General features: G+C 66.7%; 8 protein-coding genes and 1 pseudogene. 5 read left to right on the forward strand and 4 right to left on the reverse strand.

Going from position 1 to position 11,648, the window contains the following annotated elements; all coding sequences use genetic code 11:
* Positions 1–545 precede the first annotated feature (545 nt).
* Complete coding sequence (locus tag OG395_RS00005) at positions 546–2,996, forward strand: DEAD/DEAH box helicase (RefSeq protein WP_327241057.1); 2,451 nt, start codon at positions 546–548, stop codon at positions 2,994–2,996.
* 207 nt (positions 2,997–3,203) lie between these two features.
* A pseudogene (locus OG395_RS00010) lies at positions 3,204–3,708 on the forward strand (IS5 family transposase); the annotation flags it as partial.
* 139 nt (positions 3,709–3,847) lie between these two features.
* On the opposite strand, the gene OG395_RS00015 reads toward OG395_RS00010, so the two are convergent.
* Entirely contained in the window at positions 3,848–4,483 is a 636-nt protein-coding gene (locus OG395_RS00015; protein WP_327241058.1) for a hypothetical protein, read from the reverse strand.
* A 37-nt stretch (positions 4,484–4,520) separates the two neighbouring features.
* On the opposite strand from OG395_RS00015, the gene OG395_RS00020 reads away from it, so the two are divergent.
* On the forward strand, positions 4,521–5,060 hold the full coding sequence (locus OG395_RS00020) for a helicase associated domain-containing protein (RefSeq protein WP_327241059.1): 540 nt from the start codon (positions 4,521–4,523) through the stop codon (positions 5,058–5,060).
* 35 nt (positions 5,061–5,095) lie between these two features.
* Here the strand turns inward: OG395_RS00020 and OG395_RS00025 are convergent, their stop codons facing one another.
* On the reverse strand, positions 5,096–6,430 hold the full coding sequence (locus tag OG395_RS00025) for a hypothetical protein (protein ID WP_327241060.1): 1,335 nt from the start codon (positions 6,428–6,430) through the stop codon (positions 5,096–5,098).
* Positions 6,431–6,885: 455 nt separating this feature from the next.
* Here OG395_RS00025 and OG395_RS00030 point away from each other — a divergent pair, with 455 nt between their 5' ends.
* Positions 6,886–7,641, forward strand: coding sequence for a hypothetical protein (locus OG395_RS00030; RefSeq protein ID WP_327241061.1), 756 nt, complete (start codon positions 6,886–6,888; stop codon positions 7,639–7,641).
* Between the two features lie 293 nt (positions 7,642–7,934).
* On the opposite strand, the gene OG395_RS00035 is transcribed toward OG395_RS00030, so the two are convergent.
* On the reverse strand, positions 7,935–8,309 hold the full coding sequence (locus tag OG395_RS00035; protein ID WP_327241062.1) for a hypothetical protein: 375 nt from the start codon (positions 8,307–8,309) through the stop codon (positions 7,935–7,937).
* A 327-nt stretch (positions 8,310–8,636) separates the two neighbouring features.
* On the opposite strand from OG395_RS00035, the gene OG395_RS00040 reads away from it, so the two are divergent.
* Positions 8,637–10,436: a hypothetical protein gene (locus tag OG395_RS00040; protein ID WP_327241063.1), complete on the forward strand. Its 1,800-nt coding sequence runs from the start codon at positions 8,637–8,639 to the stop codon at positions 10,434–10,436.
* Positions 10,437–10,507: 71 nt separating this feature from the next.
* On the opposite strand, the gene OG395_RS00045 is transcribed toward OG395_RS00040, so the two are convergent.
* Positions 10,508–11,443, reverse strand: coding sequence for an SMI1/KNR4 family protein (locus OG395_RS00045; protein WP_327241064.1), 936 nt, complete (start codon positions 11,441–11,443; stop codon positions 10,508–10,510).
* Positions 11,444–11,648: the final 205 nt, after the last annotated feature.

Raw genomic sequence — 11,648 nt, forward strand, 5'->3', positions numbered from 1 at the left:
AGCGCTGCGCGCTGTGCAGGAAAACGCGGTGCTTCGCACCGCGTGACGAATTGCTTCGCAATTAGTTGACGGCGTTTCACGCCTTAATTCCCGTGCTTCGCACGGGAATTGGAATTACGCTTCGCTTAAATTCCTGACAGGCAGGCGTGTCCGCTTCGCTCCCACGCCCTGGTTCCGGCAAGCCGGAACGGCTGGCTACCGGGTGGGGATGCATCAGTGCAGGCCTGTGTAGGATCCCGAAGAAACGGCCACCCCCACCCGGTGACGTTCCGTCACCCTCCGAAGGGATGCCGGCCCTGTCGGATGGAGCTCACCGGACTCCGCTTCGCTCCGTCCGATACGTGACAGCCTTTCACTTCCTGAAAAACACTCAGTATGCGCACGAGCTTGCCAGAAACCCCACCCGTCAGCCCCTGTTGCGCTAGAGTGCTGCCCGCACATCATCACGATGATGCATCACGGGATGCAGTGTGTAGCATCCCGAGGGAACTGCTACCCCCTCTGTCAGGACTTGCCACCCCTCCCGTGAATTCTGGAGTACGGATATGACGAGCACAGAAAAGATTGTGCTTCGACCTCATCAGGTTGAAGCCGTTGACGCTGTGGTGCGCGGTCTTGATATCCCTCCTGGAAAGCTGATCCCGCGTAATGGTCTGCGGGCCACGGTCGTGGCAGCGTGCGGTACGGGAAAGACCCTCATCGCCGCGCACTCCGCACTGCGGCTCGCCCGTAACGGCCGGGTTCTCGTACTGCTGCCGACCCTGGACCTGCTGACCCAGACCGTGCGCGAATGGCGATCAGCCGGGCACACCGGGCCGGCGGTGGAGGTGTGTTCACTGGATGACGACCCGCATCTGTGGGACCTCGATGTGCGGTCCACGACCAGCCCGCCGCAACTGGCGCTCTGGCACGGCCGCGGACCCGTGACCGTCTACGCCACCTACGCCTCCCTGCCGGTGCTGGCAGAGGCTCACGAGGGCGCGTACGGGCTTCCCATGGACGTCTTCGACCTCGTCGTCGTGGACGAGGCGCACCGGACCAGCGGATCGGCAGGGAAGGCATGGGCCGCGATCCACGACCAGGACGTCATCCCCGCCATGCGCCGGCTCTACATGACCGCCACACCCCGCATCTGGAAAGAACGCCCACCCCGGGCCCAGTGGGCGGAACGCCAGGCGGGCTTCGAGAACGCGCGGAATCGTCTGCCGCAGGAGCTGGCCTGCTCCATGGACGACCCCAAAATCTACGGCCCTGTCGTGTACGAACTCTCGCTCGCATCAGCCGTGTCCCGGGGGCTTCTGGCCAGGTATCAGATCGTGGTGGTCGAGCTGACCGACCCCGTCGTCACCCCAGCCCGCCTGGCCAGCGACGAAAAACGTGAGGAGCAGCTGCGCGGGGAGCGGATGGGGGCGTTGCAGGCCGCCTTGCTGGAGACGATGGCGGTCCATGACCTGCAGACCACCATCACGTTCCATCACCGGACGATAGAGGCGTCCGCGTTCGCGACGGGACTGCCCAAGGTCGCGGCCCGGCTGTATGCGTCGGATCCGGAGCGGTACCCGGAACGTGTGTGGGCGAACTGGCTGTGCGGGGAGCACGAGACAGGCCACCGGCGCCAGGTACTGGGGGACTTCGGGCGCCGAGCAGGGCGGGCCGTGCTGTCGAACTGCCGTGTGCTTGGTGAAGGTGTCGATATCCGAGCGGTGGACTCCGTGGCACTCTTGGACCCGAAAGGGTCGGCCGTGGATATCGTGCAAGCTATTGGCCGGGCGCTGCGTCAAAAACCCGGACAGGGCAAGATTGCAACGCTGATCGTGCCCGTATTTCTGGCGCAGGGTGAGCAGCCGGAAGACATGTTCACCTCCTCTTCGTATCGCCCCTTGGTAAAGGTCCTTGAAGGGCTCCGGGCGCACGATGAACGTGCCATCGAGATGCTCGCTATTCCGCAAGAGAACCAGAAACAGGTCGTTGATCCGTCGCAGACCATCGGTCCGGAGCCAGAAGACGGTGAGGTGGAGTCACGGCTGCTGCTCCGGTTCGCCGCCCCCAGAGACCCCGTCATGATCGCGAAGTGGGTCAAGTTCCAGATCCTCGACACCGAACGCCAGGACTGGACCCGCGGCTACGACACCGCCCGCCGCTACCAGGAGCGGGAGGGACACCTGGACGTGCCCTACGAACACACCGAGGACGCCTACCCATTGGGCAGGTGGCTGTCCGACCAGAGAAGGGCCTACCGGGCCGGAACCATGCCCAGCAACCGGGCCAACGAACTCGAAGAACTCGGCATGATCTGGGACACCGCTGACGCCACGTTCGCCGAGAACCTCGCCGCCGCCCGCGCCTACTACGCACAAGCCGGCACCCTGGCCGCGCCCCGCCACGCCACCGCCCTCGACAAACCCGTCGGACAATGGCTCACCAACCTCCGACGGCCTGACGGCCTCGGCAAGGAGCCAGAGCGCGCGGCACGGCGTGCCGAGCAGCTGGTCGCGATCGACCCGGACTGGAACCCCGGGGCACTGGGCTGGACCGTCGACTGGCAACGCCACTACACCGGCCTCGCCGCGCTCCTCGCGGGCGAGGCCGGCCTCGACGACATCGTGCCCGGGGTGACGCATCGTGGCGACGACATCGGACACTGGCTCACCCGGCAAGTACGAGACTGGACACGCCTGAACCCGGAACAACAACACCGCCTGGACGCACTGGGCGTGAAACCAGCTACACGGCCCGCTGCGCCCCGCACACAGCGTGCGGCAGGAGTGGGCGCAGCGCGCGGTGCCGAGGCCTTCCAACGGGGTGTACAGGCCCTCACCCAATACATTGCACGAGAAGGAAAGACCGTCGTCGGGAGACAGCACGTCGAAGAACTCCCCGACGGCTCGTCCGTACGACTCGGCATCTTCCTCACCAACCAGAAAAGCCGCCGCCACCGACTCACCGACCAGCAACTCACAGCCCTCGCCAACCTCGGATACGACTGGGCGGTGTAGCAGCGCAGAACACCGCCCTGATCGTCTACGGGCATGGCGGTAAAGGAGTTCGGCGTCGTGCTTGTCGACCAGACTGGGGAAGGTCGGGTCGTTGGCGCGGGCGTAGCGCAGCGAGGTCCGCGTACAACCTGGCGTTGGTCTGGGCGGTCTGGTCTTCGCAAGGCGGTGCGGGATGTGCCGGATACTTCAGGAGCGAGGCGTGATGTGTGGTCGCGGTGCGCGATCGACTCCGTCAGCGTCAGGGCGGCAAAAGGGGGCCACTGACCGGACCGAATCCGACTGATCGCGGCAAGCCGGGATCGAAAGTCCACCTGATCACGGACCGGAACGGTCTGCCCCTGTCGCTGGGCATCTCGGGTGCCAACATGCATGACAGCCTCGGCCTGAAACCGCTCGTGCGCGGTATTCCACCGATCCACTCCAGGCGCGGCCCGCGTCGCCGACGACCGGCCAAGCTCCACGCAGGCAAGGGATACGACTACGACCACCTGCGCCGATGGCTACGGAAGCGGGGCATCCATCATCGCATCGCCCGCAAAGGCATTGAGTCCTCGCAGCAGCTGGGCCGCCACCACTGGGTCGTCGAAAAGACCAACTTCGTGGCTCGCCGGATGCCGACGCCTGCACCGCCGCTACGAACGCAAGGCCGAGCCACTTCCTCGCCTTCGTCGGCATCGCCGCAGCCCTCATCAACTACCGCCGACTCAACTGAAGCGACCTCTAATCGATCTCAGGAAAAATCGACTTCACGAGAAGGGGACCTCAGAAGAAGGGGAACACGATCGCCCCGGCCACCCCCAGCCAGAGCAGTCCGGCCGTGACGGCAACGCCCAGGAGGTACTGCAACACTGTCAGGGTGAGCGGCCCCCTCGGCACCTTGACGTTCGGGTTCTGCGGGTCGTAGACGATGTGGATGCCCTCGGTCGAGCGGCCGGACCATTGCCGGTACTCCTGACCGTTGGTGGCGGTGAAGACGTAGGAGCCCTTCTTCTTCCCGTGGGGAAGTACTCCCGGACGGCCCGGACGGTAAGGCCGCGGCGGGCCAGGATCACCCGACCACGCGCGCTGATTACCAGGAGCACCGCGCCGAGCAGGCCGGCGAGCAGGAGGAGGAGCGTGATCGCCACGACGGGCCAGCTGTCGGCCTTGTGGGAACCCGCCCAGGCGACGTAACCGGCGCAGAGGAGCAGGGCGACCACGATCCCGAGCACGACCTGCCACATCCTGATCTCCGGCGGCAGCGACTCGACGGTGACCGACGCGCTGCCGGCCGGGTCCCGCTCCGCGGGCAGCGCGTCGTTGAGGGCGGAGAGGAACGCACCCGTGGCGGTGGCGTTCGCCCCCTCGATCCGGTGCGCGACACCGTCGGTCAGGACGATCCGCAGAGCCGTGTCACCGTCCTGCCGGACTTCCTGGACGACTGCGAGGGGAATCGTCGTGCACGTCCGGTCCCGGTCGATGGTGAGCCGTTCGGATCCCAGAGTCACAGACGCGTGTCCGCTGGCGAGGACTTGAGAAGAGACCATGATCTGTCCGACGCCCGCACCGCCCCGGGGGTTGTACGCGAGCGATCACGGTTCCGTCTCGTTCACCCCCGGAGCGTCAGCCGCGGTGCTCCGCGGCGGCGGCAGCGGTCGGTGCACGAAGACCGCAGCCGAGGAGGAGAAGGCCCGGCAAAGGGGGGAGGTCCGGAAGGACAAGTCGGGCAGGACCCCGGAGAGGCCCCGGCCCGAGAAGAACGGCGACGTATCCGGCGCCGTTGCACCGCTTGGGCGAGGTGGGCGTGAAACCAGCTGCACGCCCCAGAAGACCGCAGCGCAAACCAACGCGAAGACAGGGGCTGAAAAGGACTCCGCCACCTTCACACGGGGCGTCGCGGCCCTCCAGCAGTACATCGCACGGGAGGGGAAGATCATCGTCGCAAGACAGCATGTCGAAGAACTCCCCGACGGCACCTCCGTACGACTCGGCATCTTCCTCACCAACCAGAAAACCCGCCGCCACCGACTCACCGAGGACCAGCTCGCCACCCTCGCCGCACTCGGGCTGGGGTGGGCGCAGTAACAACTGCTGCACCGCGCGCGGCTTCACCAGCCCGGTCAGGCCCATACCCGGTGTTCGTCCGTGAAGTACGGCCACGGCTGCGAGCCGACTGTGCCCTTGCATAGCAGTTGGTCCATGCCCCTCGCCCAGGTCTGCAGGTCGGTCAGTTCCAGCAAAATCCGCTCGAGTTCCGCCCTGCCCACCAGGGTGCGGCGTCCGTGCCCCCGGAGCGCTACGGCGGGTTGCTCCGGCTTTAGGTCGGCTCCGTCCGGCAGGACCCAGTGAGCGTCCAGGCCGACCTTGCGGAGTTCTTCGATGAAGTTGTCGGACGAGAGCGTCACGGTGAAGACCAGGACGTCGGCGATGAGGCCGGCACACTGCGCGGGCTGGAGCGGGTAGATGCCCCACGGCGGGGCAAGAGTGTTGCGTGCTGCGCTGTCTCCGCTGCTGAAGCAGATGCTCTCTCCGCTCAGTCGGGTGCGGCGCAGCAGCGCGGCGTACGCCGAGTGGAACTGGCGGGTTGCTTCCTGCAGTCCCCACCTGTTGTCTGCCGCTGCGATGTCCAGGGCGAGCAGGCCGCGCTGCCCGGGCACGCGCATCGTCTTCAGTCCCTCGCAGTGGGCTCGGGCGAATGCGTCGTTGAGGGCGGACAGATGGGTGGCGTACGGCACGCCTGTTTCGACGAGGCGGGCCCCTTCGGGCCCGGGCAGCGGACTGCCCGTGTGCAGGGCTTCGGCCGCCATCCGGGTCCGCGTGAGCTGAGTACTCTCACGCCGCTTGGGGTTCGTCTTCAGCTCGTACAGGTAGATGTCTTGTTCGCTGTCCGCGTGCCGGTCGTGGAACACGGTCACGTCGCCGATGCGCAGGCAGTCGGTGAGGTCGTGCAGCAGCGCAAAGTGCCGGTGCTCGCTCCATTGCTCCTCCGCGAACCGGATCTCGTGGAGGGTGCCTTCCTTGCTCAGCGTCATCGGTCCCGGCGATTCGTTGCGGCGCAGGGTCAGTATGTAGCGGCGGTCGTATCGGAAGGCACGCCAGGCCAAGGCGTCCCCGATCGAGCGTAGTTGTCGGCCCACGCGCTCCAGGGCGTCGTACTCCAGTCGCCAGTCATCGATGTCATGGGGGTGACCGACGACCAGGTCGGGGGCATCCGCCGGGAGCTTTTCTCCCTTCCGGAGTCGCTTGATCACCCGGGAGCGCTCCGCCCGTGCCTGGTTCGCCCTGAGCGCGGCGCGGAGGAGGTCGCGCTGGAAGGCCACGAAGTCCTCGGAATCGTGGCACTGGCGCAGGTCTTGGATGAATCCGACCAGCCGTTCACCGTTCTCTCGATGGAAGGGGTGCTTGACCAGCGCATCGAGCCGGTCAGCGGGCAAATCGGTCAGCAATGGAGGCACAAGGACATTCTCTTGGCGGAGGGAACCTCTCCTCCAGTGAATTGAGCAAGGGCGTCCGAACCGGGGGTGACGGGCGCGCAGCACGGGGATGACCCCGGCCGGCCGCCGCCGCGTCCGTCACAGAAACGGGCTCAGCGGGCGCGCCGTCGCGGGTGGGTGCAAGCAGCCCCGCAGAGGGGTCTGTACAGCGAACGGTGGGACTCGGTTGATTGTTTCTACCGGCGTCCGGCGGTGAGCCGGCCGTCGAAGGTGATGTCGAAGGCTTGGAGTGCGGCTGTCCTGAGCTGGGCGAGGCGCTGGGTGCTTCGGGCGATGAGCCTGCGAGGTGTCAGGTCCAGGTGAGAGTCGGGTCGAGGACGGACAGCCTTGAGATCGAAGTCCGAGCGCAGGAGGTCAAGGCAACCGATCCGGGTGGAAGCCGACGCTGTACTCGCTGTTCTGGCTAGTCTGCGGGCATGATGGAGCATCCCGGGTTCGGTGCGATGCTGGCGTCGTTGCTGGACCACAGAGAGCTCAGCGCCCAGGAGTTGGCCGACTGCGCTGAGTCGACCGCAGACGAGGTCCGGGCGGTGCTCGCGGGGGAGAGCCCCGGCGAGGGGCTGCTCCGACGGCTTGCGCCCGCGCTGGGATTCCACGCTGTCGATCTGTTCATCCTCGCGGGGCGAGCGGTCCCGGACGACCTGGCGCCGTTGGACGCCACGGCCGTGAAGTGGGCGGCGACCATGGTGACGGATGCGGTGCGCCTCCCCGAAGCGCGACGCCGTGAGCTTCTACAGATGATCCGCTCGCTGCCGCAGGAGGAACGGCGTTCCAGCTTCGCCCCGAAGCCGCTTATGCCCCTCGCCGACGGCCCGGGCGCTTGCGTCATCCGCATGCTCCAGTACCGCAACCTGAACTGGATGGGCATAGCGAGGACGCTTGCGTTCGTGACGCCCACGTACCTGTCGGCGGCCACCTACGGCGTGATCGGCTCCGGTCGCAAGGAGCTGACCCCGCGCTTGGTGACGGACTTCGCTGCCCTGCTGGGGATCGACGCCTGCGAACTGGCCGCGCTGACGGGCGTTTCCCTGCGTGAGGTGCCGCCCCCTCCGTCCCCGGAGGCCGTGGACGCCGCAGCGCTGCTGTGGGGGGCGCGACGGCTGTCCGCTGACCAGGCGCGACACGTCTCCGAGCTGGCACGCTCGCTGCGCGGGGACTCCGACGACGGTTAGCTCGTCAGCCTGCCCGGACTCAGAAGTGAAATGCCCCCAGGCCCAGTGAGACCGGACAGCAGCACCAACGGACCAGGTCATCTGAGACAGGGACCAGATCGTCTGAGGCGGGACACCAGTCCCTGCCAGCACAGCCCTGACCAGCAACAACACACCCATGCTGTACCGACCGGCAACAAACCGACCCGCATCATCACCAAAAACGTCAGCACCAAATCGGCAACTGTGTCACCACCCGAACTAATCACCGCGACCATCTGAACAGCACAGACACCGCAGCTACCGCACTGACATCACGATGCCGAACCACCACCGCCAAAAAATCGCAGATCATCAGCCTTGTTGGTGAGGTAGGCCACAGCGTCGTCGATGCCCTTGTTCTTGCCCACTGCGATGCCGGCGGCCATCGCGGCCCCTCTGATCCGCTCGGCGGCCTGAACGGCGCCGCCGGCCAGGATGGTGCGGCCGGCGCGGGCGACCCATGCCTCGATGGTCTTGTCGCCGGTCTCGTGCAGGGCGTGGGCGGCGCCCCACAGATACTCCAGCACATGAATGATGTCGATGACGATGTGCACGCCGATGCCCCTGGCCGCGGACTGCTCGTTGATCAGGTCGATCTGGTGGGGTGCGCGCCCACCGCCGTCGACCCGACCCCGGGACGCGCACACCCAGTGTTCGCGTTCCCCTTTGGCCTGAACGAGTTCCCGGTCAGCAAACCATGATTCCGATCATGTTGCTTTGTGTGCGGGCGTGATGGAGTTCACGGGTTGGCGTGTACAACTCACCGACCCGCAAAGGGGATTGAGGAAGTGAGACTCTTACGTGCGTGGCGCTCTGTTGCCACTGTTGGTGCCGTGCTGGCGGTGCTGGCTGGGGTGGGTCCAGCAGCAGCGGCCCCGAGGCCGCCTGTCCCCGGCCTGGGGGCTTCCCCGACAGCAGTGGGGGCGGCCGGGCCGCAGGACCTGGGAGCGATAGCCGCGGGGGGTGCCCGACCGGTGTCGGGTACGGCCCCGTCGGCCGGCCCCAAGTTCTCCAAGTCGGGCACTGTCTGGCGGGTCATCACTCCTGAGGTGGTGCTGCGGAACACCGTGACCGACCCGGACGGAGACACAGCGAACCTGACGTTCCAGGTGTACACCACGAACGCGGACGGTACCCCGAAGGCACAGGTCGACCTCGACGGGGCAGGCCAGTACGGGGTGCTGGTGTCGCCGTATGTTGCCTCGGGCAGCACGGCGAAGGTGACGGTGCCGTACGGCAAGCTGAAGCCCGGCGTGCTGTACAAGTTCCGCACCTCCGCCTACGACGGCGGTCTGTACGAGACGGACTGGTCGCCGTGGGCGGACTTCCGCATCGACCCGTACATGAAGTTCCCCGCGCCGCAGACGTCGTCAACGATCGACCCGCTGGCCCAGACCGAAAACGAGTTCACACGCACTGACCCCGGCGCCGTTGCTCTCACGGGCCTCAAGGCCACCGGCGAGCGGTCCTGCTCCACGGTCGATACTCAAGGCCGCAAGCTGTGCATCGAGATCACCCCGCCGTCCAAGCAGAGCGAGCAGCGCGCAGCATCCCCGCGGGCAGCGGTTGCCGAGCCCGTCGACCTGGTGGAGTGGTGCGGAAGCAAGCCAGTTGGCAAGGACTACATGAACCGCACCGAGGCGTGCCTGAAAAACATCGGCTCCGCCACGCTGATCTTCCTGGACGCCGACCCGGAGCTGCCCGCCCTCGGCCTGGCCACGTTCGACCTGCAACAGCGGATCAAGACGTACCCGAACAAGGGTGCGTCCGGTTCGGATTTCGCCGAGTTCGATCAGCAGCTCGTCGCGATGCCCCGCACCATCGACGCAGCTCTCCAAGGCGTCAACCTCACGTGGCTGCCCACCAACAACTGTTCTTCCTGCACCACCACACAGACGCGGTGGACTGACATCTACGGCGCCGCCGCCACCGGCCACTGGGGATTCTCCGAGGCAGGTCCCCTCAATGCCCGCTACGGCACCGTCCAGACCATCTGGTCCGGCACCGGCAAGGAGACCATCGACCTCGGATGGTCTATCCGGGCCACCGTGGACGCCAGCCTGACCTCCTCGGCGACCGCCGACTTCGGCACCAGCGGTGACGTGCGCGTCCGTGAACTCGCCCCGCGCTGCGACGACATCGTCAAGGGTTCGGCGCCGGGCTGTGTGCTGCCGTACTTCGTGCCGAACTGGACGGTGGACACCAACCTGTACCCCGCCGCTGGGGCGTACTACTGGTACATGCAGCAGGTGATGCCCGATCACGCCGGCTCGAAGCGGTGGGACAGCCTGATGCACTACCTGGGCCCTGACACCCCGGTGAAGAACAGCGCCGGCGGAACATGGACCTCGGACAACAGCCGCACCCGCGTGTGCGACAGCACCTGGAGCGTCCACCCATCCGATGCATCAGTGGGGTCGGTCGACTGCGACGAGTTCGCGATGGCCTCGACCCACGAGTCCGGCGGCTTCCCGAACAGCGTGAACCTGGTGACGTCGGGCAGCAAGTGCGCCCAGTTGTACACCGACAAGATGGGCGACGGTTCGGCGAACTTCGGCATCCTCGCGGATACCCGAACGGCGACGAACGGGCCGAGCGGCACGGAGCGGTGCGGGCGTGCGGCAATCTCAAGCGTGCAGAACCAGCAGGCATTCAACGGCTTTCCGGCTCCGTCGTGGCGGATGCTGGACGGTGACGGATTCTTCGTGACCCTGCCGGGATTCGAACACTGCACATCGACCGCAACGACCTGCACGTGGCGCAAGATCGGCTGACGTAGCCTGAACGCCGGCATGAAGCAGGAAGGGGGGCCAGCCACAAGGCTGGCCCCCCTTCTCGTGTGTGGTCAGCCCGTCAGGGGCTGCCACCGGTCTTCCCGTGCGGGGTCGAGCCTGCTGCCCCACACCAGCGCCCCGCCGACCAGTCCGGGCTTGTCCCGCGTGGCCAGGGCCGGGGTTTCGAGCATGTCGGCGACGTCTTCCAGGTAGGTGGCCAGCGTGTCGGGCTCGTCACCGGGACCTTCGTTGTAGCGGGACCAGCGGCCCAGGTAGCCGGTTGCGGCGTCCAGGTACAGACCCGAGGTACGGTCGGCCGCACCGTAGGAGACAACCGGAATCCAGGCTGCCTTCCACACGGTGATCCTGTCGTACTCGGAGCGGCGGGCGTTGAGGGTGTCCTCGTGGGCTTGGGAGTCCATCTGCTGCCGGTAGAAGGCGGCTACAGCGTCCGCGGGCATCAGGGCCTGATTGCCGGGAAGGCATCCCGCCCCGCTGACCCCGTCGTCACCCGCGGTCAGCAACCACAGGGCGCGAAGGCTTGTTGGTACCTGGATACCGAGATCGTCTTCCAGGGCGGCGATGCTGGTGGAGCTCATGCCCGTACGGAGCGCAGCGTGGGAGTCGGGGGCGTTGCGCTGGAGCCAGCGGGTGATGCGCTGCCAGGCGTCGGTGATCTCCCGTCCGGTGACCGCGTCGGCGGCGGGATCGGCCGGCTGGTCCTGGTCCTGCCCGCGGCTGTTCGCGGCTGGCTCGGCGGAGGGGGCCAGGGCCACGTACCGGATCTCGATCCGGTCGGGCTCGCGGATGTAGCCGACGGCCAGGGCGGGGCAGCCCTCGAACAGGTCCCCATCCACCGTCACGGTCAGGATGCCCGGCAGTCCCGAGGGAAGGCCCATGCCTGGATCATCGGCCAGCTGGCTGGCCAGAACCTTCAGGGCGTACGGAACACCGGCACCTAACTGGGTGGCAGTCTCACGTACGTCCGCGGCGATCTCGACGTTCACAGCCTGGTGCTCCTTGCCAGTTGGAGTACGGTGCCCTCACACAGTAGGGCGCCTACGCTCCCCGGCTGCGGCTGTGTCGCCTCAATGCAGTCGGAGTCGGGCACCGTAGCGCGTGTACTTCGAGGTGCCAGGGCAAGATGTGGCGCGAGACCTGCGCTCTCGTGACCAGGGCTTTTGTCGATCAAACTTGGGTGCAGTTCCTGCG

The organism is Streptomyces sp. NBC_01320 (assembly GCF_035974375.1).
GTDB lineage: Bacteria > Actinomycetota > Actinomycetes > Streptomycetales > Streptomycetaceae > Streptomyces > Streptomyces yanii.

Bases quoted from the DNA above. Each gene is read 5' to 3' on its own strand.
- OG395_RS00030 (WP_327241061.1), top strand. From the start codon at position 6,886: ATGATGGAGCATCCCGGGTTCGGTGCGATGCTGGCGTCGTTGCTGGAC.
- OG395_RS00020 (WP_327241059.1), top strand. From the start codon at position 4,521: ATGATCTGTCCGACGCCCGCACCGCCCCGGGGGTTGTACGCGAGCGAT.
- OG395_RS00005 (WP_327241057.1), top strand. From the start codon at position 546: ATGACGAGCACAGAAAAGATTGTGCTTCGACCTCATCAGGTTGAAGCC.